This is a genomic window from Actinomycetospora termitidis (assembly GCF_030286555.1).
Lineage (GTDB): Bacteria > Actinomycetota > Actinomycetes > Mycobacteriales > Pseudonocardiaceae > Actinomycetospora > Actinomycetospora termitidis.
This window is the reverse complement of record NZ_JASVWF010000004.1, coordinates 178,326-201,803: the sequence shown is the minus strand read 5'-3', so window position 1 is coordinate 201,803 and position 23,478 is coordinate 178,326. Positions and strand designations below refer to the sequence as shown.

Here is a 23,478-nt window from a genome sequence, read left to right as displayed (position 1 = left end):
TTCGCTCACTCCACGGAGCGCCCGACGTCGAGCCCCTCCAGCACGTCGCCCGCCACGGTGTGCTCGCCGAGGCGGTCGTCGGCCGGGCTGTCGTGCAGGACCAGGAGCGCGCCCGGCCCGAGGACCGCGATCGCCTCCGGATGGTCCTCGCCGTCGCCGGTGACCAGCTCGGCCACCAGGTCGATCCCGTCCGCCGGGACCGCGTCCGGCAGCCCGTGTGCTCCCTCGCGGACCCGCAGTACCCGGGCGGGCCGCGACAGCACCATCGTCGGCCCGGCGAGGATGAGCAGGTCGTCGCCGTCGCGGACGAGGTCGCGTACGCCGAGGCCGTCCAGGTCCAGGAAGTGCTTCCGGACGTCGAGCAGCTCCAGCTCGCCGTCGGACTCGCCGAGGGTCAGCTCCAGCACCACGGCCCACCCGCGCAGGACCGGGCCGCGCAGCCCGAGCAGGACCCGGTCGTCGGCGATCGCCGCCAGCCCCTCGACGTCGAACCCGTTGTCCTTGCCCGGGATGCTCAGGAACGGGCCGAGGTGGTCGTCGTCCTCGAGCGCCGCGAACAGCCCGCCCCTCCCCGACGGCAGGCGGACCCCACCGGCCGTCGGGAGCCCGTCCGGCCCGAGCGGCAGCCGGGCCAGCAGCCGTCGCGGCTCCTCCGCGCTGACCTTGCGCAGCCGCTTCCCGACCTTCTCCGGGGGCGTCCCGGCCTTCACCTTCTTCCGCTTCGCCGAGTGCGAGCCGGTGACCCACACGTGGCCCGCGGTCACGTCGATCCCCTCGACGTCGACCTCGTCCTCGGCGGTGCCCGGCAGGTCGACGAGGCCGGCGAGCGGGAGCTCGACCGGGTCGCCCCAGTCGGCCCCCGCGCCGCCGGCCCCACGCGCCAGGCCCACGAGCGCCGCACCCTCGTCCGGTGCGAGCAGCATCCGGTCGTCCCGCACCGCGAGCCCCGACAGGGACAGGCCGTAGGTGTGCGTGTGCTCCGCGAGGTGGAGGACGGTCCGCGAGGTCATGGGGTCATCGAAGCAGCGGCGAGGTACGGGGAGAAGCGCTCGCCGAGCGTCTCGACCGCGAACGCCATCGCCTCGTCGACCCCGACGTCGAACACGCCGTACCGCCCGTCCCCGGCCGCGGTGGTGAACCACAGGGTGACCAGGCCCGCACGGCGCTGGAACGGCGTCTGCGTGAGCGTCCAGGTGAGGATGCCGCCCCGCCGCAGCGCGACGGTGCGCCGTCCGGGCGCGCCGTGGCGGGTCACGACGTAGTCCCCGACGAGGCCGTGTCCCAGGTTCCGGTACGCGAGCCGGCCGAGCCGGACCCCGGCCGCGAGTCCCAGTACCGCGGCGACGGCGGTCAGCACCGCGAACGCCGTCGACCCGACCAGGACGGCGACGACGGCGAGGGCCACGGCCGGCACCAGGCAGATCATCAGCGCCCACCGGACGCGTCGTCGCCGGGCCGCGACCGGGTGCGCCCGCAGCGTCACCTCCCGCGTGGGGGCCACCGGCTCGCGCAGCACCTCCGCGACGACCCGCTCGACCACCGCCCGCGGCGCCACCGGCAGCAGCCCCCGCGGATCGGAGCGCTGCTCGTCGGCGGCGGACAGACCGGTCGCCACGGCGTCCACGCGCGCGGCCCGGAACCACGCGATCCCCGGCGGCTCGACCACCGCCACGCCGCGCAGCCGGTCCTCCTCCACCGTGGTCGACCGCGTGGTGAGCAGGCCCCGCCGGACGTGCAGCGACCCGGTCCGTCGCTCCCGCGTCAGCCGGTAGCCCCACCACGACTCGACGAACACCGCCACCGACGCCACGGTCCCCACCACCACGACGACCACGAGACCGACGACGAGCGACACGACGAGACCCAGCGCGATCGCCACGTCGGCGGCGTCGGTGAGCACGGTCTGCTGCAGCCCGATCCAGTCCGCGCCCTGGAGCAGCACCCCGAACGCGGCGATGCCGAGGGTCGGCGTCAGCAGCGAGACCGGGGCGAAGCGGACCCAGGTGGGGTCGAGGACGGCCAACGTCGCATCGCGCGGGGCGCCGTCGTCGTGAGGGGAGGATCCGCCCGCCCCTGCCTCGTGAGGGGTCCCCTCACGCGGGTGGGGCGGGTCGATCCTCCCCTCACGGTCCAGGAGCAGCCCCCGCAGCGCCTCCGCGTCGGGGCGTCGCAGCGCCCGGAGCTCCAGCGGCTTGTCGGTCGCCGAGGTCCGCTGCCCCGTCCCGATCCGTACGCTCGCGAGCCCGAGCAGGCGTAGGACCGGGTCCGCGGTCACCTCGACGGTGCGCACGCGTTCCCGCGCCAACCCGCGGCACGTCCGGACGAGGATGCCGCTGCGCACCTCGACGCGGTCGGTACCGACCCGGAACCGGGTCCTCGCGAGCCGGACGTACTCCAGCACCACGGCCAGACCGACCACCAGCACCGTTCCGCCGACCGCCAGGCCGACCGCCACGGTGAAGGAGAACCGGTCGGCGCTCCGCATGCCCATCAGCGTCGGGACGCCGGCCGCGACACACGCGCCGAGCGCGAGCGCGGCGGACGCGACGACCGTGCGCCGGTCCAGCTGCCGCCAGCCGTCCGCCGGGGCCGTCACGTCGCGTCCCCGGGCACCGCCTGCGTGGCGCGGGTGAGGCGCTCGGCGATCTCCGCGGCGCGCTCGTGGTCCAGGCCGACGACGGTCACGGCCCCCCTCGACGACGCCGTCGTCACGACCAGCGCCGAGAGCCCGAAGGCCTGCTGCAGCGGACCGCGGGTGGTGTCCACGGTCTGGATCCGCGACAGCGGCGCCGCCCGCCACTCCTGCCACAGGAAGCCCGAGCGGGTGTAGACGGCGTCGTCGGTGACCTCCCAGCGGTGCACCCGGTACCAGTACGCCGGGAACGCGACGGCCAGCAGGAGACCGACGACCACGACGGCACCCGCGACGGGCAGGAACCACGCGATCGGACGGATCAGCAGCCCGAGCACGCCCAGCACCACCGCGAGCAGCACCGGCCAGGCCAGGCAGTGCACCCGCCACCAGGACCGCACGCGCGGGTCGAGGGGCTCGCGCGGCGGCCGCAGCGGGACGGTCACGTGACGGCGCGCAGCCGGCGGACGACCTCGTCGCCGCCGAGCACCCGGGTCACCTCGTACAGGTCCGGGCTGCGCTGCGCGCCCGTGACCAGCACCCGGATGACGTTGGCGGCGTCGCGGAGCATGCCGGGGTAGGCGTCCGGGTCCTTCTTGTAGGTCTTCGGGTTGGGGGCGAAGCCGTGGGTCTGCGCGAGGTCGCGGATCTGCTGGAACCACGTCGGCTGGTCGCCCTCGTGGACGTAGCGCCCGGCGAGGTCCTCGGCCAGCCGCGTGACGAGGGCCGGGTCCAGGCCGCCGAAGCGCTCGTCGGCCGGGTCGGCGACGTCGGTGAACAGCGCCGGGAAGAAGAAGCCGTAGGCGGTGCGGAAGTCCGACCAGCGGGCGAGGTCTTTCCGGGGGTTCTCGACCCCGACGCGCTCGACGTCGATCGCGGCCAGCGCGAGCTTCTCGGACTCGTCGAGGATTTCGACCAGGGCGGTGTCGTAGGTCTGCGCCCAGCCGCGCACCCCGGCGAGCACCTCCGGGGCGGGGAGCGTCGCGATGTGGTCGGCGCAGATGTCGGCCAGCTTCACCATGTCCACCAGCGGGCCGGCGGACTGGAACCGGTCGAGCTGCAGCGGCGTCGCGAGCGCCTCGGCGAGCGGCACCTCGGCCAGCGGCGAGTTCGCCAGCCCGCGCAGGTAGTACAGGACCGCCTCGGTCGGGTAGCCGGCCTCCAGGTAGAAGTCGACCGACGCCTCGTCGTCCTTGCGCTTGGAGAGCTTGCGCCGCGAGCTGCCCTCCTGCTTCATCAGCGGGGCGAGGTGCGCATAGTCGACCTGCTCGAAGCCCAGCGCGGTGAACAGCTGCAGGTGCGTGGGCACGCTCGACAGCCACTCGTCGCCGCGGACCACCAGCGAGGTCCGCATGAGGTGGTCGTCGACGACGTGCGCGAAGTGGTAGGTCGGCAGCCGCGGTTCGTTCGCGGAGGTCTTGAGGACGACGACGTCGTTGTGGTTGTCCTCGGCCTCGACCCGGCCGCGCAGGCGGTCGGTGAACGCGACCCGCTCCCCCACCTTGCCCTCGGACCGGAACCGCACCACGTACGGGTCGCCGGCCTCCAGGCGGCGGATCACCTCGGCGTCGTCCGCGTCGCGCCACGGGGCCCAGCGGCCGTAGTAGCCCGTCGGCAGCTTGAGCTTCTTCTGCGCGTCGGAGATCTCGGCGAGCTCCTCCTTCGTCGCGAAGTCCGGGTACGCCAGCCCGCGGCGCATCAGCTCGCGCACGAAGCTCAGGTAGATCTCCGAGCGCTGCGACTGCCGGTACGGGCCGTAGGGCCCGTCGTCGTCGCGACCGGACAGGGGGCCCTCGTCGGGCCGCAGGTCGAACGCGTCGAACGCCCGCGCGAACTGGACGTCGGCGCCCGCGACCTCGCGGGCCTGGTCGGTGTCCTCGATGCGCAGGAAGTAGACGCCCTCGGTGGAGTGCGCCAGGTCGCGCGACACCATCGCGGTGTAGATGCCGCCGATGTGCACGAAGCCGGTGGGGCTCGGGCCGAAGCGCGTGACCAGGGCGCCCTCGGGCACGTCGCGCGGCGGGTACCGCCGCTCCCACTCCGCGGTCTCGGGCAGGTCGGCCGGGAACAGGGAGTCGACGGTCGCTCGGTCCAGCATGGTCGTCAGGCTAGTCGGGCCCTACAGCCCGACGACGGGTCCGGCCCGGAACGAGTCCGGCACGACGACGAGCCCGCCCGGGCCCGTGTCGAGCAGGGACCGCACCGACGGCACCGTGCCCGGAGGCAGGCGGCCGGGCGGCGCGCCGCGGAGCTCTCCGGCTCCGTCGCCGAGCTCGCACAGGACCACCGGGGCGCCGTCGACCACCGCCGGGGCGGCCACGCGCGGCTGCGGACAGGGCGGGACGGGCAGCACCGCTCCGGTGGCGGGATCCACGATCCCCGCGGGCGCGAGGGAGGCGGTGACGACGATGCCGGCGGCGTCGTCGTCCAGCCGGTCGCCGGGCCGGACCGTCGCGACCGTGCGGCCGTCGCGGACGTCGAGCACCGCCGGGCCGCCCTCGGCGGCGACGAACCGGCCGCCGGCGGTGACCGGCAGCAGCGCGATCTGGTCCTCCCGACCGGACAGGGCCTCCGGCGGCGTGGTCCACACCCCGGCCCCGGACACGTCGGCCAGCCCGACCGTGGCCCGGAACGCCGGCGGTCCCCCGAGCGGGCCGGGGCAGTCCTGGACGACCGGCACGACGTCGACCGTCCCGGCCGCGCGGGTCGGCACGAACGCGCACCGCGGGGCCGGGTCGGCCCACCACGCCTGCTCGCCGGTGTCGCGGGCCCGCGCCTCCAGGCGCCCCTCGGGCGTCGCCACGGCGACGATGCGGTCGCTCGCGCGGAGCGTCGTCCCGTGGACGAGGTCCGACCAGACCACCCGGCCGGTGGCGGCGTCGAGCACCGTGAGCACGCGGTCGTCGTCCGGCCGGCCCCCGTCGGAGAAGCGGGCCAGCACCGCCACGGCCCGGCCGTCCGGGGTCGTGACGAGCTCGTCCACCGCCGTCCCCGCCCGGCGGTGGCTCCACGCGACGCGACCGGTCGCGGTGTCCACCCCGACGGCGACGTCGGTGGCGCGCTCCTCGGACGGGGACGCCGCGAGCACCAGGCCCGGCCCGGCGCCGACCGCTCCTCGCACCTCGCCGAGGACCAGCTGCCACCGCGCGCCGGCGACGGGTGTCGGGGCGGCCACGTCCGCCGGGCCCACGGGCAGGGTCCCGACGACGGGTCCGCCGGCGGCGACCGCCCCGGCCGCAGCCAGGAGGAGGACGGTCCCGACGACGACGGCGCTCGCCTGCCCGAGCCGTCGCAGCGCGGGCGCGACCAGGACGAGCAGGGCGCCGCCGAGCACGACCGCGGGCCCCGGTCCCGGCCAGCCGGAGAGGACGGCGGTGAAGCCGGTCCCCGCTGCCGCGAGGACCGCGAGCAGCGCCACGACGGCGGTGGCCCGGCCGCGGGCGGCGTCCCAGCAGAGTGCGACGGCGACCGCGAGGACCGCCACGGTGATCACGGCGAGCGTCGCCGGGAGGTCCGGTTCCTCGCGGGCGGCGACGAGGAACCCCGCGCCGACCAGCGTCGCCGCGAGGCCCGCGACGAGCAGCACCCGGGTCACGCGACGCCGACCACGGTCGCCGGGTCCGTGCGGGTGGTGGCGACGACGAGGGCGCCCGGTGCAGGGACGATCACGTACTCGGAGCGCCGGTAGAGCAGCGTGTCCCGGGTGCTGTCGCTCCCGGTCAGCGCGGGTGGCCCCAGGTCGAGCGGCAGCACCGGCCCGGCGTCGAGGCGCAGGCCGAACCCGGCGCCGACCCCGCAGAGCCGCAGCGTCGCGGTGTCGGTCACGGCCACGGCGCCCTGCGGGGTGGAGCACTCGCCCGGGGCCTCCGCGGGCAGAGGGACGAGCGATCCGGTCCGCGCGTCGATCGAGCGGCGCGGCTCGCCGTCGGTGAGGGCGAGGGCGCGCACCGGGCCGGGCCGGACGGCGCCCAGGTCGAACTCGCCGAGCCCCGGGACCGGCCGGGTCGCGCCCGTCGCGGCGTCCACGACCTGGGCGGGTGACCCGCCGACCAGCACCGACCCGCCGTCGGGAAGGGCGGTGAGCGTCGGCTCCACGGCCACGGTGCTCCCGTCCGCCGTGACGCGCGGGACGCCGGGGGCGGTCCAGCGGACGCCGCCGGTGCCCTCGTCGAGGCCGGTGAGGACGCGGTCGGTCCCGCAGTCGACGGGCGTCACCCCCACGGTGCGGGTGGCGAGGGTCCACCGGCCGGGCGGACCGAGGGTCGGGGACCACGGGACCCCGAGGGCGCAGCCGGGTGGCGGGTCCCAGGTCCAGGCGCGGGCGCCGTCGTCGAGCCGGTACGCGACGAGGCCGTAGATCTCCTCGTCGCGCGAGGAGTCGCCGGCGGCCGTGCCCCGGGCGTCGAGGACCGTGAGGACGCGATCGGTCAGCTGCAGGGCGCCGCGGCGGGTCGAGGTCGTGACGGTGAAGCGGGTAACCCCGGTCGACGTGTCCAGCACGGTGACGAGCGCGCCGCCGTCGGGCAGCACGTGGGAGACCGCGAGGACGCCGCCGCCCGGGGACGGGACCAGGGCGTCGACCCGCTGCCGTCCGTGACGGAAGGTCCAGCGCGGGGTGCCGGTCGTCCCGTCGAGGGCGACGATCTCGTCGCCGCGTTCGTCATCGTCGGAGTCGTTGCGGGGCCGGTCGAACGGGGCGTCCGTGCGGGGGCCGTCCGGCCCGCGGAGCACGGCCACCCCGCCGCGGACCGGCACGACGTCGGCGACCGGGCCGCCCACCGGGTAGGTCCAGCGGACCGTGCCGGCCGTGGCGGCGACGGGCGCCTCCGTGACCGGGGCGTCCGTGGTGGTCCGCGTGGGTGCGTCCACCACGGTGCCGGCGACGATCGCGACGGCGAGCAGCCCGACGGCGAGTGCGGCGCCCGCGAGGGGGCGTCGCCTCGGTGGGGGGCCCACCGCCAAGGCGACCGCCGCGATCACCACTGCCGCCGTACCCACGAGCAGCACCCCGGCCGCCGGACCCGGCAGCCCGTCGGCGATCCCGTCGACCAACAGCACCGCCGCCGCGGCGCCGGCCACGACCGCGCCGACCGCCCCGGCCCGGCGCGCCCACACCGCGTCGACCCGGGTGAGCAGGCCGGCGACGGCCAGCACGACCAGCGCGGTGACCAGCACGGACGCGTCCGTGAGCTCGCCGGCCCAGCCCCACCAGCCGGTGCGGTCGAGGACCACCCCGACCACGAGGAGCACCAGCCCCACCACCACCGCCGCCGCGCGCACGGCGGCAGTCTCCCGACCCGTCGTCGGGAACGGGATGGGTGGGACCACCTAGTGCGCCGCACCCCCGTTCGAGCCCGGGTCGGTGACCCCCTGCGTGGCGATCGACTCCGCGTGCGCGACCGCCTTCGCGATCTCCGGGTCGGTCGTGGTGTCGAACCAGTCGGACACGTCGTCGTCCGGGTCGCCCGGGCGCTTCGCGACCGTCTCCTCGTCGACCGGCGAGGGCTGGAAGCGGAAGACGCCGTCCTCCCCCGGCGCCCCGAGCATGCGGGTGAAGCCCTCGAGCGCCTTGCCGAAGTCGCTCGGTACCACCCACATCTTGTTCGCGTCGCCCTGCGCCATCTGCGGCAGCGTCTGCAGGTACTGGTAGGCCAGCAGCTCCGGCGTCGGCTTGCCCGCCTTGATCGCCGCGAAAATCTTCTCGATCGCCTTGGCCTGACCCTGCGCCTGGTAGTAGCGCGCGGCGCGCTCACCCTGGGCGCGCAGCATCCGGGACTGCCGGTCGGCCTCCGCCTCCAGGATCGCGGACTGCTTGGCGCCCTCGGCGTTGAGGATCGCGGCCTGCTTGTTGCCCTGCGCCTCGGTCACGGACGCCTCGCGGTGGCCCTCGGCGGTGAGGATCATGGCGCGCTTCTCCCGGTCGGCGCGCATCTGCTTCTCCATGGAGTCCTGGATCGACGGCGGCGGGTCGATCGCCTTGAGCTCCACGCGGACCACCCGCAGGCCCCACGGGCCGGTGGCGTCGTCGAGGGCACGGCGCAACCCGGTGTTGATCGTCTCCCTGGAGGTCAGGGCCTCCTCCAGGCTCATCCCGCCGACCACGTCGCGCAGGGTCGTCGTGGTCAGCTGCTGGACGCCGTTGATGTAGTCGCTGATCTCGTAGACCGCGTTGCGCGGCTCGGTGACCTGGTAGTAGACGACGGTGTCGATCGAGACCGTCAGGTTGTCGCGGGTGATCACCGGCTGCGGCGGGAACGAGACGACCTGCTCCCACAGGGCCACGCGCTCGCGGATGCGGTCGATGAACGGCACCAGGAACGTCAGGCCCGGTTCGGCGGTGCGCTGGTAGCGACCGAGGCGCTCGATGACGGCGGCCTCGGCCTGGCGGACGACGGTGACGCTCTTGGCGACGGTGGTGATCACGAGGATCACCACGAGCACCAGGAGCACGAGGAGGACGGTTCCCACGGTCCTCACCCCTTTCCGGGGTCGGCGGCGGTGACGACGGCCGTCGCCCCCGAGATCTCGACGACCACGACGGCAGTGCCCGCCGCGAGGTCGTCGTCGTGCAGCGCCCGGGCCGACCACAGGGCCCCGTTGATGCGCACCGTGCCGGTGTCGGCCGCGATCGGCTCGACCACCTCGCCCTCGGCGCCGAGCAGGGCGCGCGTGCCGGTGTTCACCGGGTCGTGCACCCGCAGACGTCGGTTCACGGCCGGACGCAGCAGCAGGACGAGCAGGGCGGACAGCACGCCGAACACCGCGATGTCCGGGCCGAGGGGCACCCCGAGCGCCGACGCCGCGGCGGCACCGAGGGCGGCCACGCCGAGCATGGCCAGCACGAGCTCGCCGGACAGCACTTCGGCGACGACGAGCACCACTCCCGCGATCGCCCAGATGAGCGGGATCACACCTCCAGTGTGCCCGAGGATCCGCTCAGGTGGTGACGAAGTCGATCAACTGCTCCATCGCCGTGATGAGCGGCGTCTGCAGGTCGTTCCACGTCGACACCGCGCCCAGCACGCGGCGCGCGCCGTCGCGCTCGTCGCACCAGCCGAGGGCGTCGCAGACGCCCTTCTTCCACTCGATGCCGCGCGGGACGGTCGGCCACTCCCGGATGCCGACGACCGACGGCTTCACGGCCTCCCAGATGTCGACGTAGGGGTGTCCGAGGATCTGCACGTACTGCGCCGCCGGGCCCAGGTCGCGGCGCAGACCCTCGGCGATGCGGGACTCCTTCGAGCCCGTGACCAGGTGGTCGACCAGGACGCCGAGCTTGCGGTCCGGGCCCGGCGCGAACTCCCGCGCGGCCTCGACGAGCACGTCCGCGCCGTGCAGCGGTTCGACGACGACGCCCTCGACGCGCAGGTCGTGGCCCCACACGCGCTCCACGATCGCGGCGTCGTGCAGGCCCTCGACCCAGATGCGGTGCGGCAGCGCGACCTTGGCGCGGCGGTCGTCGCCGCGGACCGACCCGGACGCCGAGCGCTGCTGCTCCGGCGACTGCCGGGGCCGCGGCGGGGTGAGCGTGGCCAGCCGGCCCTCGTACAGGAACGACGCCGGTTTCATCGGGAACAGCCGCCGCCGTCCGTCCCGGTCCTCGAGCACGACCTCACGCACGTCCGCGCGGATCACCGCACCGCAGAAACTGCCGGTGGCGTCCTCGACGACGAGGCCGGGCTCCGCCTCGACGGTCAGGATCTCGACCTTGGGCCTGTGGCTCGCCATGCCGGGCAGTCCGCCGCTGCGTCCGGCGCCGCTCGACGGGCCGCCCTGCTTCGCGCCCATCGGGGCCCGACCGGCGCCACCCGTCGTCCGGAACGCCGCGTCACCGCCCGACCCGTTCATGCCCCGGCCCTGCGTCCTCGCCACGGGTACGGACGGTAATCGCAGCCCGCCCGTCCGACGCCGAACGACACGCGCTCCCCCCGGGTCCTCAGCCGCGGCGGGAGCCGACCCACCATCCCGCGCTCGTCCCGGCCGCCCACGACGAGGCGATCACGACGACGTCGGCCACCACCGGCAGCCCCGCAACCACGCAGACCACCGTCCCGACGAGGCCCGCGACCGCGCCGACCGAGAACGCCGTGCCGGCCGGACCCGGACGTTCGTCGGACTGCGATGGCCCCGGGTCCTCGGGGACGGCACTGGCGGCGACGGCCGGCTCGTTCCCGACGGCGGGTGCCGGTCGCTCCGGGAGCTCCGGCTCCGGCTCGCCGGGGTCCGGGTCGGAGGGTGCCTGCTCGACGGGGGCCTGCTCGACCGATCGTTCGACGGGTGGTTCGACGGGCTCGACGGGTGACGGGGCGACCGTCGACGAGGACGGCGCGTCGACCGGCTCGCCGTCGACGAACCGCCCCACGGACGGGACCTCGACCGAGGGGGCGTCGACGGGACCGTCGTCCCGTGCACCGGAGTCCGTGCCACCGTCGACCGGCACCCGGTGCGGGGGCGCCGTCGGGGCTGCGTCGGTCGGTGCTGGGGTCATCGGCGTGGTGCGGGCCGTCGCGGGGCGGCCGTTGACCGGCGTCGTCCGGACCTCCGCGACCGACGGTGCCCCACCGGACGTCCGGACGGTCGGGTGGACGGTCACCGACCGCCAGCGTTCCAGGGCGGCCTCCATCTCGGCCTTGAACCCGGCCGCGGTCGCGGTGCGCGTCGCCCGGTCGAGGGCGAGACCGGCCGCCACCACGTCGTCGAACACCTCCAGCGTGGTGTCCGCGGAGACGTCCGAGGGACGCGGGCGCAGCGGGGACCGGTGCGCCCGGACGAACTCGAGCTCGCTGTTCCCGACGAACGCCCGCTCCCCGGTCAGGCACTCGAACAGCAGACACGCGAGCCCGTACACGTCGAAGCGCTCGTCCGGCGTCACGTGCACCATCAGGTCGGGTCCGCTCGGGAACCGCTCCGGCGCCATGTAGGCGAGCGACCCGATCACGGTCCCGGTCCGGGTCATCCGGCCCTGCGGGCCGGCGCCGCTCAGCCCGACGATCCCGAAGTCGACCACCCGCACGTACTCCTGCGCACCGACCCGTCGGACGAGCACGTTCGACGGCTTGACGTCGCGGTGGACCCGGCCGCGGGCGTGCGCGTAGTCCAGGGCCTCCGCGACCTGCCCCAGCAGGTGCACCGCGCGCGGCGGGTCCAGGGGTCCGCCGGCGACGATGCGGGCGAGGTTCTGCCCGTCGTCGTAGGGCATGACGAGGTACGGCCGGTCCCCGTGCTGGTCCCAGTCGTAGATCGAGATGATGTGCGGGCCGCCCTCGAGCCGGCTGGTCTCGCGGGCCTCGTGCAGGAACCGCTCGCGGTCGCGCCGCAGCTCGTCCGGCGTCGCGTCGGGGTGGGCGACGAGCACCTTGAGCGCGACGGCGGCCGCGCGGCGCGGGTCGTGGGCCCGCCAGACCTGTCCGTTCCCGCCCTGGCCCACGCACTCCTCGAGCCGGTAGCGGCGTCCGATCTCCTGACCGGGCACCCACGGCTGATCGGTCATGCGGCGCTGTCCACCCTGCCCCTCCTCCCCCGCACCGGCCGGCGGTGCGGCCGGACGGCTCACGACGCGTCCCCGCGCAGGTCCGCGAGGTAGCGGTCGGCCGCGACGACGTCCTCGTGCGTCATGACCCCGTGCTTGACGACGATGTCGCGCACGGACTGCTGGTAGCCGCGCCGCAGGAACACGGCCTCGGCCAGGTCCTCGCGCCACCGCGTGACGGACTTCGCGGCGACCCCGAACGCCCGACCGACGACCAGCGGGTCCAGATCCCGGGCGATGTCCGGGGTGTGGCCCAGGTGCTGGCGCCACAGGTACGCCAGCCCGAAGCGCTTGATCGGGTAGCGCTCCAGGTAGGTCCGGGCCCGCAGCTCCGGGGTCCGCCGCCGGGTCGTCCCGCCGTCGACGGCCTCCAGCTCGCCCGTCGCCCCACCCACCGGCCGGACGATCCCGGGCGGGCGGACCGTGCTGAGCTGGAAGCTGAACGCCTCGGTCAGCGTCCCCCGCCAGACCCCGGGACGGATCGTGATCGCCATGCCGGTCAGGACGTCGTAGCGCTGCCGCCCGTCGTGCAGGATCGCGACGCGACCCTCGGCGCGGTTGCGCAGCTCCCAGGCCCCGTCCTCCGGGTCCGCGCGCAGCACCACGCACCCCGCGCTCGTCCGGGACACCTCGTCGCCGCGCCACACCGTGCGGTCGAGCACCAGGCGGTCGTGGATCTCGGACCATCCCGGCTCGAACCGCGCGGGGTCGGGGCGTTCGGTGATGCGGAAGTAGAGCGGCTCCATGCCCGGTGCTCCTTCGCGGGCACGGGGGATCGGGCGTCGCTCCCCCAGGTCGGGCGAGTTTGCCCCGGCCACGCCACGCCCGGCAAGCCGCGCCCCGGTCCCCGGGAAAAATCCCGGGAACCTCGCCGTCGGCCCGCCCGCCGGACATCGTTCCGAGCCGTCACAGCGCAGCCGAGGCGAGGAGCGCCCGATGGTCACCCTGACGTATCTGCTGGTCGTGCTCGGGGTCGGCGTCGCGCTCTGGTGGTTCGGGCGCTCGCGGGCCGGTCGGCTCGGGGGCCGGCTGCGGGCGTTCGTGCTCGGGGTCCCCGGACCCGACGACGACCTCGTGGAGCGGATGGCCGACTGCCTCGTCGCGAACACGACCGTCTTCGGCTCCAGCTACGCGATCCCCGGCCACCTCGGCGCGGAACTGCCCGGCGGGGTGTACGAGGCGGCGACGGCGGCCCGACCGCAGCTCACCGCAGAGGTCCTCGCCCGGTACTGCGAGACGATGGTCGAGCGCAGCCGACGGCTCGGGCGCGGCGAGTTCGTGCTGCCGGAGTCGTACACGCTGCGGCTCGCCCTGGCCTGCGGCCCGGACGAGGTGCTCGTCGCGTCGTTCGAGCCGATCGTCGACGTCCGGGGCCCGGCCCGGCGTCCCGTCCCGGTGCCCACCGGAATGCCGGACCTCGGGGACCGCACCCTGCGCCGCGTGCCGCCCCCGTCCGACGACGGGCCCACCCGCCCCGGCCACGACGACCTCGGCGGCGCGACCCGGCGCCGCGGGATCGGCACGCTCGTGGAGCTCACCGTCGACGGTCGCTCCCGCGGGACGTCCGCGCTCGGGGCGGGCAGCCCGCTGGTCGTCGTCGGGCGGGGCGATGACGCCGGGCTCCGGTGCCCGGACGACCTCGACGAGGTCTCCCGCCGCCACGCCGAGCTGACCTGGGTCCGCGGCACGTGCCAGGTCGAGGACCTGCACTCGGCGAACGGCACGTGGGTCGAGCGGGCCGGTGGGGAGACCGAGCTGCTCGCGCCGGGGACACCGACCGCCCTGGCCGTGGGCGACGTCGTGTGGCTCGACGAGCAGCGCCTGGCGCAGGTGAGCCTGCGATGAGGCGCGCCGCCTGGGCGCTCCCGGCCGTCCTGGCGGCCGGGCTCGCCGGTCTGCTGCCGGCTCCGGCGCGCCCGGAGCCGATCCTCTGGGCCGTCGGCGCCGCCGTGCTCGCCGTCCCGCCGTGCCTCGCGGCCCGCCGCCACCCCGCCGTCGTCGGGACCGCCCTGCTCGCGGCGACACTCGGGACGCTGGTCCCGCTGCGCCTCGGTGCGCCGGCCGGGCGGGTCGCGTTCGTCGCGGCCGCGGCGTCCGTCCTGCTGACGGCCGGGGTCGTGGTGGGTCGCTCGCCCCGGCTCGGCCGGGGCCTCGAGCGGCCGGCCTCGCGCCGGCTGGCCGCCCTGGCCGCCCTCGCGGCGGGCCTCGTCCTGCGCGCGCTCACCCTCCTGGGGCCGGCACCCGCGTCGGGCACCCTCCCGCTGCTCGGGGTGCAGGTCGGCGAGCTGACTCGGTGGCTCGTCGTCGGCGGGGCGGCCCTGGCGGTCGCGGAGCAGGTCTCCCGGGCACCGGGCTGGCGGGCCTCCGACCGGCGGTTCCACCTGCTCGCGGGCGGGCTCGGTGCGGGTGCCCTCGCGCTCCTGGTCGTGGTCCGCGATCTCGGCCCCGCCGCGCTCGTCGTCGTGGCGGTGCTCGCTGCGGTCGTGCACGTCCGCGGTCTGCCGGTCCGGTGGGTGGTCGCGGGAGCGCTCGCCGTCGTGGTCGCGATCCCGCTGCTCGCGACGGTGCCGGTGGTGCGCGGGCGGGCGCTGGAGGTCGTGGATCCCGGGGACCAGCTGCGGGCGGCCCTGACGGCGGCGTGGTCGGGCGGGCTGATCGGCCCGGGCCCCGGCCGCAGCCCGCTGGTGGACGGCGTGCCCGCCATCGGGTCGGACTACGCCGTGGCGGCCCTGGTCGCCGACCTCGGGGCCCTCGTCGTCGTCCCGGTCCTGCTCGGCCTGCTGGCGGCCCTGGCCCATCTGGTGCGCGTCGCGGCCGCCCGGCGCGGCGCGGCGGCCTCCCTGGCCGTGGCCCTCGCGACTGCCCTGGTCGCCCAGGGGGCGTGGAACGCGCTCGGGACGGTCGCGGTCCTGCCCCTCACCGGGCTCAACGCGCCGTTCCTGGGGTTCTCGAGAGCTTCGCTCACGACGTCGGCGCTGGTCCTGGGCCTCGTCGTCGGCCTGCTGGACCGCCCGGACCGCACGGGGCGGACCGCCCCGGGCACGTCCGCCCTGACGACGGCGACGGTCGGCGGGGTGCGCGGGGTCGCCGTGCTGCTCGTGGCCGCGGCCGTCCTGCTGGTCGTCGGCCCCCGGACCATCTCCGACGCCGAGCAGGTCCGCATGCCGCGGGGCACGATCTGGACCGCGGACGGCAGGGTGATCGCGGCGGACGACGGCGCGGGGCGCACCTACCCCGCCGGCGGGCGCTACGCGGACCTGGGGTTCGCGCGGTGGAACGGGACGCACCGGGGGGTGGAGGCGGTGGCGGCGGACACGCTGACCTGCGGCGGAGCGCTGGGTGCCGCCGACGTGCTGGCGGGGCTCTTCCACCCGGTCTGCCGCCCCGCCGACGTCGTCACCACCGTCGACTCCCGGGTCCAGGCCGCCCTCGCCGCCGGCGTGGCGGGGCTCGACGGGGAGGCGGTCCTCCTGGACGCGCGCACGGGGGCCGTCACCGGCCTGTTCTCCTCGGCCTCGACCGAGCCCGGGGTGCCGTCCCGCGCCCGTTCCCGGCAGGGTCCGCCGGGCTCGACGATGAAGCTCGTGACCGCCGCCGCCGCCCTGCTCGCCGGCGTCGACCCGGCCGCCGCACCGCTCGGTGCCTACCGCGGCGACGACGGCTCCGTGCTCGGCAACGACGGTGGGTCCACCTGCCCGGCGGCGGACACCGCGACCGCCCTCGCCCACAGCTGCAACTCCGTGCTCGGCTGGGAGGCCGTGCAGGTCGGCGCACCGGAGCTGGCACGGGTCGCCCGGACCTGGTTCGGCGCCGACACCCCGGTCCGGCTCGACGGGCTGGACGCGGCGGGGCTGGACACCGGCCTCGGCGCCGCCGACCCGGGGACGGGAGCCCTCGCGCGGACCGGCATCGGTCAGGAGTCGGTGCGCTCGACCGTGCTCGGGGTGGCCCTCGCGACCGCCGTCGTGGCGAACGCCGGGACGACCACGCCCTGGCCGTCCGTGATCGCCGCGACGTGTCCGGGCGGCGATCCCGAGCCGACGGCACCCTCGGCGCCGATCGGTCGCCCGTTGCCCGGTCCGGTGGCCGACGTGATCCGCGGGGGCATGGCCCGCGCCGTCAGCGAGGGCACCGCCCGCCGCCTCGCCCCGGCCGGCCACGACGTCGTTGCGAAGACCGGCACGGCGCAGGTCCCCGGCGGCGCGACCGACTCGTGGGTCACCGCGATCGTCGACGACCGCTGGGTCCTCACGCTCGTCGCCCACGGGGCCGCCCGGGAGGGCACGGCGGTCGACGCGGGCTCCCGCGTGCTCGGTGCCCTCCCGCCGGTCCTGACCCCGGTCCCGCCGACCTGCCCCGGCGAGGCCCGACCGTCCGCCCTGCTGCCGTGAACCGTCCCGTCGAAGGAGGCCCGACCATGTCGACCGCCGCGCGTCTCCGGCGCGCCCTGCCCGTCGTCCTGACCGTCGTGTTCCTCGTGGTCGCGGTGGTCGTCGTGCGGGGCGCGAGCGGCCAGGACGGCGCCCCGCCCCCCGTGACCCCGATCCCGGACTCGGTCGCGCCGGCTCCGCCGTCCCCCTGCGGCCCGCCACCGGCCGGTGGCCGCAGCCCGGTGGACGGCGTCCTGACGATCGGGACCATCGTCCCGCTGACGGGGCGGGAGCTCGACGCGACCGGCCCCGCCCTCACGGCCGCGACGGAGATGGCGGTCCGGGACGTGAGCGCGGCCGGCGGGGTCCCCGGGCTCGGGCTCGCCCCGCTGGGACCCGGGACTCAGCGCGACTCGGGGGTCCCGGGCTCGGGCGCGACGTGCGCGGCGGCGACGGCGCTGCTGACCGCGGGCACCGACGCGGTCGTCGGCCCGTCCGCCTCCGTGGACTCGTCGGCGGCCTACCCGGCCCTCACCGGCGCCGGACGCGTGATGGTGTCGCCCGCGAGCACCCTCTCCGCCCTGTCGGACGCCCCGGACGGCGGCCTGTTCTTCCGCACGGCGTCGTCGAACGACGTGCAGGGCGGGGCGCTCGCCGCCCTGGTCGCCGAGGACGGCAACCGCAACGTCGCGGTCGTGACGAGCACCGAGCCCTACGCGACCGACCTGTCGGACTCGATCGTCGAGGACTTGAAGGGGCGCTCGGTCCCTACGACGGTGCTGACCTACGACCCGGAGGCGCCCCGCTTCAACGACATCGCCGGTCAGCTCGCGGGGGCGCCGTACGACGGCATCGTCTTCGTCGGGTTCACCGAGGTCGCGGGCCTCGTCAACAACCTCCTGAGCCGGGGCGTCACCCCGGCGAACCGGAAGATGTACGGCAGCGAGGGTTTCCTGTTCAACACCTTCGCCCAGCAGGCCTCCCCGGGCGCGCCGGGTCGGCTGGCCGGTTTCCGGGGTTTCGTCCCGTGGGCCGACCCGGGCTTCAACGAGCGGCTCAAGGCGTTCCGGGGCGGTCTCGCGGACCTGACGCACGGCGCGCAGGCCTACGACGCCGTGATCGCCGTCTCCCTCGCGGCGGCCGCGGCGGGGACCGACGACCCGGCGAGGATCGCCACCCAGCTCCCGCAGGTGACCCGCGGCGGACAGAAGTGCGCGGACTACGCCGCGTGCGTCGCCCTGCTCCGGCAGAACCCCGCGACCGACATCGACTACGACGGGGCCTCCGGTCCGTTGGGCTTCACCCCGCAGGGCGACCCGTGCCAGGTCGTGTACCTGCTGTCGGCCTTCGACGACGCCAGCGGCCTCCAGGCCCTGGGGCTCCGCTACTCCGCGGACCGGTGCGCGTGATGTCCGGACGCGTCCGCCGGCTCGCCCCGCTCGTCCTGAGCGTCGTGTTCGTGCTGGTCGCCGGGGTCGTGGTGTGGAACGCCTCGACGACGGGGCCCGGAGGCGGCGGAGCGGCGTGCACCTCGCGCACACCCCTCGTGGTGGCGTCGTCCACGGAGAAGTCGGCGCTCGTCGAGAGCATGGTCGCCCGGTACGACCGGCAGCCGGGCCGGTGCGCGGACGCGACCGTCGTGGGCGTGCCGTCGGGGATCGCCGTCGACGTCCTCGCCCACGGCTGGGACGACTCCCTCGGCCCGCGTCCGGACGTGTGGACGCCGTCGTCGAGCGTCTGGCTCGGGGTGGCCAACCGCAGGCGGACGACCGAGCCGGCTCCGCCCGGGACCACGGGCCCGCCCCCGGCGATCCCCACCGACGTGGACCCGTCCCGGTCGATCGCCCAGAACCGCGTGGTGCTCGCCGTGCCCGAGTCGGTCGCCCGCGCGCGCTTCGGCTGGCCACGCGCGACGCTCGGCTGGCCGGACCTCGCCGGGGCCGTGTCGTCCGGCTCGTTCACCCTGGGCAAGACCAACCCCGCACTGTCCACCCCGGGCCTGTTCGCCCTGCTCGGCGCCTTCGCCTCGACCCCGGGCGTGCCCGGCGCGCTCGACCGCCCGGAGCTGATGGACGACCCGCGCGCGCTGGACCTCGAGCAGCGGATCGAGAGCGGCGTCGTCCACTACGGGAACACCGAGCAGGAGTTCCTGCGGAACATGGCCGACGCCGCCGTCAAGCGGGGCAGCCCGTCCGCCTACGTCGGCGCCATCGCCGTGCAGGAGAAGGCGGTGTGGGACTACAACCGGGGCAACCCGGAGGCCGACGTGCCCGCACCGGTGGGCGCGACGGCCCCGGCCGAACAGCTCGTCTCGTTCGTCCCTCGGGACGGGACCTTCGTCTCCGACAACCCCTGGGTCACCCTCGGCTGGCCGGAGACCTCGGCGGAGACCCGGGCCGCGGCGGACGACCTGCGCTCCTGGTTCGGTGAACCCGCTCAGCAGGACGAGCTGCGGGCCAACGGGTTCCGGGGCAGCGACGGGAGTGCCGACCCCGCCCTGGAGCGCACCACGCACCCGGCGGAGGAGGGAGGCCCGACGCTCCCGGTCCCGTCCGCGGAGGTCGTGACCCGGGCCGTCGACCTCTGGTCGACGCGACTGCGCAAGCCCGCCAACCTCACGCTGGCCGTCGACACCTCCGGGTCGATGGCCTGCGAGGCCTCCTGGATCCCGCCCGTCGCACCCGCGCGGCAGGAGGCCTGCCCGAAGGACGGCCAGTCCCGCCTGGAGGCCGTGCAGCAGCAGGCGGCGGGGGCGCTCGCCCGGCTGCGGCCGGGCGACACCCTCGGCGTGTGGACCTTCAGCTCCGGGTCGCCGCCCTACCGCCCGGCCCCACCGACGACGGTGGGACCACCGGGGTCGGGGAACACGCCGGCCGACATCGTCGCGCGGGCGTTCCCGCCGGACTTCGTCCCGACCGGGAACACCGCGATCTACCGGACCGCCCGCGACGCCATCACGCAGATCCGGAGCACCGCGGACCCCGGACGGATCAACGCCCTCGTACTGCTGACCGACGGCGAGGAGACCGACGACACCCGCCCGGACGCCGTCGCAGAGACCATGCGCGCCGTCGCGTCCGACCCCACCCGTCCGACGCGCCTGTTCGCGATCGCCTACAGCCCGGACGCCGGGAGCGAGGACGGCGGGTACGCGAAGCTCGACCAGATCGCCCTGAGCTCGGGCGGCTACGCCTACGACGCCCGGGACCCGTCGACCCTCCGGAAGGTGTTCAACGACGTGATCTCCAACTTCTGAGGATCGTTAGCCTGGAGGGATGCCTGCAGCGAGCGCGTCCCTGGCGGTGTGGAGCGCGGCGTGGGTCGCCGGCGCCGCGGCGGCCGACGACGTCCTCGACGCCCTGACCCCGTGGTCGGAGGCGCACGACGTGGTGGCGGCCGACATCGGCGTGGCCGCGGCCACCGACCTGCCGACCCCCGACCACGCCGGCTCGGCGCTCGGAGCCCTGCTGGTGCTGCTGCGGCAGCGGTGCGGACCGCTCGGCCTCGACGCCCGGGTGGTCCTGCCGGCGCCCGGGGACGTGCGCGGTCTGCCCGGCCCGGACGCGTTGCGCACGGCGGCCCTGGAGGTCGGCGAGTGCGCGGTGTTCGCAGGGGCCGGGCTCGCGGTGGTGCCGTCGGTCGTCGCCGACGGGGTGCTGCGGTGGACGGCGTTCGAGGTGGACACCGTGCCCCCGCAGGCCCACCCGTCGCTGCCGGACGCCGAGGCCGACCTGCGCTCGGGCGTGCGCGACGCCGCCTCGACGCTGGCGGCGATGGACGTCGCCTGGCCCCGGGCCGGGGTGCGGGAGGAGATCGCGGCGACGCTGCGCCGTCGTCCGCAGCCGACGTGGCCGAGCGGGACCCCAGGACGGCCGCTGCGGGTGCTGCAGCACGCCGACGAGGTGGAGGCGATCCTCGTCGCGGCCTCCGGAGACGATCCGGGCGGCGCGCTGACGTCAGGGGCCGCGCTGGCCCGCACTGACGCCCTGCGCCCGCTGGCCACGGCGGTCCGGGCGGCGCGTGTGGCGGCCGTGGCCGAGACCGTGCGGGTGCTGTCGGCGGCCTGATCGGCTCCGGCCCCGCCCCTCGTTTCGTACGAACGGGCCGTTCGTCACCTTCTTGCGTGACGAACGACCCGTTCGTGCCGCTCAGGAGGACGCAGGGCGGCGCCGAGCCGGCGGTTCGCAGCACCCCGGGGCGCACAGGTTCCCGTTGCAGCCGACCCCGGCGCGCGGGGCCGTGCCGAGGGCGCGCGGGGCGGCGTCGGCGACCTGCTCGGTGATCAGCTCGACGATCATCCGCACGAACCGCGGGTCCGACCCGGCGCTGGCCGCCCGGGCGAAGCCCATGCCGATCTCGCCGGCGTGCTCGGAGGCCTCGTTGTCGAGGTCCCAGACGACCTCGAGGTGGTCGGAGACGAACCCGACCGGGCTCACGACGACGGCGGGTACGCCCTTCTCGTGCAGCGTGTCCAGGTGGTCGACGATGTCCGGCTCCAGCCACGGGATCTGCGGGGGGCCGGAGCGGGACTGCCAGACGAGGTCGTGGTCCTCGGCCCCGACCGCGTCCGCCACGAGCTGCGCCGCCTCGCTCATCTGCCGTGAGTAGCGGTGCCCGCCCTCCGAGGGCAACCCGGCCGTCTCGTCGGCGGAGACCGGGATCGAGTGGGCCGTGAACACCAGCCGGGCGTCGTGCCCCGCGTCCAGCTTCTCCCGGGCGGCCCGGACGCCGTCGGCCACGGACTCGACGAACAGCGGGTGGTCGTAGAAGTGCCGGAGCTTCGTCAGGTCCGGGGCGCCGCCGGTGCGCTCGATGCACGCCTCGCGGGCTCGCGCGACGTCCTCGTGGTACTGCCGGCAGGCCGAGTAGCCGCCGTAGGCGCTGGTCGCGAAGACCAACGCGTTCGTCACGCCGTCCCGGGCCATCTCGGTGACGGTGTCCTCGGCGAACGGGTGCCAGTTGCGGTTGCCGAAGTAGACCGGCAGATCGAGTCCCGCCGCCGTGAGCTCCCGACGCAACGCCGCGATCAGCTCCCGGTTGAGGGCGTTGATCGGACTGACCCCGCCGAAGTGCTGGTAGTGCTCCTCGACCGCGTCCAGCCGCTCCGGCGGGACGCCGCGCCCACGGGTGACGTTCTCCAGGAAGGGGCGGACCTCCTCCGGGGCCTCGGGGCCACCGAAGGACAGGACGAGGACGGCGTCGTACGGGGTGGTGCTCACCCCTTCATCGTTCCCCGTCTCGCGGTGCCCGCCACCTGTGATCGCGAACTGCCCCGAACGGCCTATCTCCACGAACGGGTGAGTCGATCTATCTTCTGACTACGCACGGCGAGGGGGCTCGTCGACGGAGCGCGGGGGGCGTGGTGGACGAACTGATCGACGTCTCGATCGTGGGCGAACCGGTGGTCTACGGCGCCGGCTTCGTCGCCCTGCTGCTCGTGGTGTTCACGGGTTCGTGGGCCGGGTCGATCCCCACGCTGACCCACGAAGGTGCTCATGCCCTGATGAACGTCCTGACTTTCCGGGGCCTCCGTGGAGTCCATCTCTCCGATGGTGGAGGCGGATACACGGAGTCGAAGACCGGGGAGTGGGGTGTCGGGCTCTACCTGGTGGTACCTGCGGGCTATCTCGGCCCGCCGCTACTCGGCCTGGGAGGCGCCGCTGTCCTCGCGGACGGAAACGCCTGGGGCGTCCTCGCCGGAGTCGTCGTGATCCTCGCGATCACCTTCGTCATCGCCGGCAGTGCCCTCGCCAACGTCGTCACCCTTGTTGCTCTCGCCGGGGTCGTGTTGGCGCTCTGGCAGGGAAGCAACGAGCTGCAGGTCGCGCTGGCCATCGTGGTCGTGTGGTGGCTGCTGCTCGGCGGCGTGCGGGCATCGGTGATCATGAGCCGGCAGGCGCCGTCCGACGCCGCACGGATGCAGTCGTTGACCCTGGTCCCGGCGCTCGCGTGGCAGGCGTTCTGGGTGATCGTCGCGCTCGCCTGCCTCTACGCGGGCGGACGGTTGCTGTTCCTCGGCGAGGCGTGGCCGGACGGGGTGTGGCCGTTCAACGAGCAGGCGTGACCGGAGCAGGGCGCAGCGGGACGCCGGGGCCACGCGTGACGAGCGGACCCTCATCGGGGTCGCCGACCTCCCGGCGGCCCGATGAGGGTCCTCTCGACCCGTCGTCGGGAAGGGTCAGACGCCGACCGCGTGGAAACCGCCGTCGGCGTGGACCATCTCGCCGGTCGTGGTCGGCATGTAGTCCGAGAGCAGCGCGCACGCGGTCTTCGCCACCGGTGTCGGGTCGGAGAGGTCCCAGCCCAGCGGGGCGCGGTCGGTCCAGGCCTGCTCGAACGACTGGAAGCCGGGGATCGACTTCGCGGCCATCGTCTTCAGCGGGCCCGCGGCGACCAGGTTGACCCGGATGCCGTCGGGGCCGAGGTCCCGCGCGAGGTAGCGGGTGGTCGACTCGAGAGCGCTCTTGGCGACGCCCATCCAGTCGTAGGCCGGCCACGCCACGCGGTTGTCGAAGTCCATCCCGACGATGCTCGACCCGCGGCCCATCAGCGGCTTGCACGCCACCGCGAGCGACTTCAGCGAGTACGCCGACACCTCGATGGCGGTCGCGACGTCCGACCACGGGGCGTTCAGGAACGCCCCCTCCCCCAGCGCCGAGGCGGGGGCGAAGCCGATCGAGTGCAGGACGCCGTCCAGGCCGTCGACGTGCTCGCGGACGGCGTCGGCCAGCCCGTCGAGGTGCTCCTGGTTCTGCACGTCGAGCTCGATCACCGGCGCGGGCTCGGGCAGGCGCTGCGCGATCCGCTTCACCAGAGACACCCGGCCGAACGCGGTGACGACGACGGTCGCGCCCGCCTCCTGCGCCGCCTTCGCGACGTGGAACGCGATCGACGCGTCCGTGATGATCCCCGTGATCAGGATGCGCTTGCCGTCGAGCAGTCCCACG

Annotated in this window: 19 protein-coding genes; 6 read left to right on the top strand and 13 right to left on the bottom strand. The window is 75.5% G+C overall.

Annotated features, from left to right (window positions below; all coding sequences use genetic code 11):
• Positions 1-5 precede the first annotated feature (5 nt).
• The 11 genes from QRT03_RS19140 to QRT03_RS19090 form a co-directional block, all read right to left on the bottom strand.
• Positions 6-1,010, bottom strand: coding sequence for a DUF3616 domain-containing protein (locus QRT03_RS19140; RefSeq protein ID WP_286054607.1), 1,005 nt, complete (start codon positions 1,008-1,010; stop codon positions 6-8).
• On the bottom strand, positions 1,007-2,596 hold the full coding sequence (locus QRT03_RS19135) for a PH domain-containing protein (RefSeq protein ID WP_286054606.1): 1,590 nt from the start codon (positions 2,594-2,596) through the stop codon (positions 1,007-1,009). The genes QRT03_RS19140 and QRT03_RS19135 overlap by 4 nt, the downstream gene beginning before the upstream one ends.
• Positions 2,593-3,078, bottom strand: a complete 486-nt coding sequence (locus QRT03_RS19130; RefSeq protein WP_286054604.1) for a PH domain-containing protein — start codon at positions 3,076-3,078, stop codon at positions 2,593-2,595. The genes QRT03_RS19135 and QRT03_RS19130 overlap by 4 nt, the downstream gene beginning before the upstream one ends.
• Positions 3,075-4,730, bottom strand: coding sequence for a glutamate--tRNA ligase (locus QRT03_RS19125; protein ID WP_286054602.1), 1,656 nt, complete (start codon positions 4,728-4,730; stop codon positions 3,075-3,077). The genes QRT03_RS19130 and QRT03_RS19125 overlap by 4 nt, the downstream gene beginning before the upstream one ends.
• Before the next feature lie 21 nt (positions 4,731-4,751).
• Positions 4,752-6,227, bottom strand: coding sequence for a PQQ-binding-like beta-propeller repeat protein (locus QRT03_RS19120; protein ID WP_286054600.1), 1,476 nt, complete (start codon positions 6,225-6,227; stop codon positions 4,752-4,754).
• A complete protein-coding gene (locus QRT03_RS19115; RefSeq protein WP_286054598.1) occupies positions 6,224-7,960 on the bottom strand; it encodes a PQQ-binding-like beta-propeller repeat protein in 1,737 nt (578 codons plus the stop codon). Before QRT03_RS19115 ends, QRT03_RS19120 begins: the two co-directional genes overlap by 4 nt.
• A complete protein-coding gene (locus tag QRT03_RS19110) occupies positions 7,961-9,100 on the bottom strand; it encodes an SPFH domain-containing protein (RefSeq protein ID WP_286054596.1) in 1,140 nt (379 codons plus the stop codon).
• A gap of 5 nt (positions 9,101-9,105) precedes the next feature.
• Complete coding sequence (locus QRT03_RS19105) at positions 9,106-9,543, bottom strand: NfeD family protein (protein ID WP_286054594.1); 438 nt, start codon at positions 9,541-9,543, stop codon at positions 9,106-9,108.
• 25 nt (positions 9,544-9,568) lie between these two features.
• The gene (locus QRT03_RS19100) at positions 9,569-10,420 is read right to left on the bottom strand and encodes a DUF3097 family protein (RefSeq protein WP_425604875.1); all 852 of its coding nucleotides are present in this window, start codon (positions 10,418-10,420) and stop codon (positions 9,569-9,571) included.
• 148 nt (positions 10,421-10,568) lie between these two features.
• Positions 10,569-12,122: a serine/threonine-protein kinase gene (locus tag QRT03_RS19095; RefSeq protein ID WP_286054592.1), complete on the bottom strand. Its 1,554-nt coding sequence runs from the start codon at positions 12,120-12,122 to the stop codon at positions 10,569-10,571.
• Positions 12,123-12,181: 59 nt separating this feature from the next.
• A complete protein-coding gene (locus tag QRT03_RS19090) occupies positions 12,182-12,907 on the bottom strand; it encodes a hypothetical protein (RefSeq protein ID WP_286054590.1) in 726 nt (241 codons plus the stop codon).
• A gap of 190 nt (positions 12,908-13,097) precedes the next feature.
• On the opposite strand from QRT03_RS19090, the gene QRT03_RS19085 reads away from it, so the two are divergent.
• The 5 genes from QRT03_RS19085 to QRT03_RS19065 are packed head-to-tail and all read left to right on the top strand — an operon-like array spanning position 13,098 to position 20,598.
• On the top strand, positions 13,098-14,006 hold the full coding sequence (locus QRT03_RS19085) for an FHA domain-containing protein (RefSeq protein ID WP_286054589.1): 909 nt from the start codon (positions 13,098-13,100) through the stop codon (positions 14,004-14,006).
• A complete protein-coding gene (locus QRT03_RS19080; RefSeq protein WP_286054588.1) occupies positions 14,003-16,552 on the top strand; it encodes a penicillin-binding transpeptidase domain-containing protein in 2,550 nt (849 codons plus the stop codon). Before QRT03_RS19085 ends, QRT03_RS19080 begins: the two co-directional genes overlap by 4 nt.
• Positions 16,553-16,578: 26 nt before the next feature.
• Positions 16,579-17,940: an ABC transporter substrate-binding protein gene (locus QRT03_RS19075; protein ID WP_286054587.1), complete on the top strand. Its 1,362-nt coding sequence runs from the start codon at positions 16,579-16,581 to the stop codon at positions 17,938-17,940.
• Positions 17,940-19,787 (top strand): vWA domain-containing protein, encoded by a 1,848-nt coding sequence (locus QRT03_RS19070; RefSeq protein ID WP_286054585.1) that lies wholly within the window; start codon positions 17,940-17,942, stop codon positions 19,785-19,787. Before QRT03_RS19075 ends, QRT03_RS19070 begins: the two co-directional genes overlap by 1 nt.
• Positions 19,788-19,806: 19 nt before the next feature.
• Positions 19,807-20,598: a hypothetical protein gene (locus QRT03_RS19065; protein WP_286054583.1), complete on the top strand. Its 792-nt coding sequence runs from the start codon at positions 19,807-19,809 to the stop codon at positions 20,596-20,598.
• 81 nt (positions 20,599-20,679) lie between these two features.
• On the opposite strand, the gene QRT03_RS19060 is transcribed toward QRT03_RS19065, so the two are convergent.
• Entirely contained in the window at positions 20,680-21,750 is a 1,071-nt protein-coding gene (locus QRT03_RS19060) for a ferrochelatase (RefSeq protein WP_286054580.1), read from the bottom strand.
• A gap of 140 nt (positions 21,751-21,890) precedes the next feature.
• Between QRT03_RS19060 and QRT03_RS19055 the strand changes: the two genes are divergently transcribed.
• A complete protein-coding gene (locus QRT03_RS19055; RefSeq protein WP_286054578.1) occupies positions 21,891-22,595 on the top strand; it encodes a M50 family metallopeptidase in 705 nt (234 codons plus the stop codon).
• Between the two features lie 114 nt (positions 22,596-22,709).
• Here QRT03_RS19055 and fabI read toward each other — a convergent pair whose 3' ends face one another.
• Entirely contained in the window at positions 22,710-23,477 is a 768-nt protein-coding gene (gene fabI / locus QRT03_RS19050) for an enoyl-ACP reductase FabI (RefSeq protein ID WP_286054577.1), read from the bottom strand.
• Position 23,478 lies beyond the last annotated feature (1 nt).

Bases quoted from the DNA above. Each gene is read 5' to 3' on its own strand.
- QRT03_RS19140 (WP_286054607.1), bottom strand. From the start codon at position 1,010: ATGACCTCGCGGACCGTCCTCCACCTCGCGGAGCACACGCACACCTAC.
- QRT03_RS19125 (WP_286054602.1), bottom strand. From the start codon at position 4,730: ATGCTGGACCGAGCGACCGTCGACTCCCTGTTCCCGGCCGACCTGCCC.
- QRT03_RS19100 (WP_425604875.1), bottom strand. From the start codon at position 10,420: ATGGGCGCGAAGCAGGGCGGCCCGTCGAGCGGCGCCGGACGCAGCGGC.
- QRT03_RS19095 (WP_286054592.1), bottom strand. From the start codon at position 12,122: ATGACCGATCAGCCGTGGGTGCCCGGTCAGGAGATCGGACGCCGCTAC.
- QRT03_RS19090 (WP_286054590.1), bottom strand. From the start codon at position 12,907: ATGGAGCCGCTCTACTTCCGCATCACCGAACGCCCCGACCCCGCGCGG.
- QRT03_RS19085 (WP_286054589.1), top strand. From the start codon at position 13,098: ATGGTCACCCTGACGTATCTGCTGGTCGTGCTCGGGGTCGGCGTCGCG.
- QRT03_RS19080 (WP_286054588.1), top strand. From the start codon at position 14,003: ATGAGGCGCGCCGCCTGGGCGCTCCCGGCCGTCCTGGCGGCCGGGCTC.
- QRT03_RS19075 (WP_286054587.1), top strand. From the start codon at position 16,579: ATGTCGACCGCCGCGCGTCTCCGGCGCGCCCTGCCCGTCGTCCTGACC.
- QRT03_RS19070 (WP_286054585.1), top strand. From the start codon at position 17,940: ATGTCCGGACGCGTCCGCCGGCTCGCCCCGCTCGTCCTGAGCGTCGTG.
- QRT03_RS19065 (WP_286054583.1), top strand. From the start codon at position 19,807: ATGCCTGCAGCGAGCGCGTCCCTGGCGGTGTGGAGCGCGGCGTGGGTC.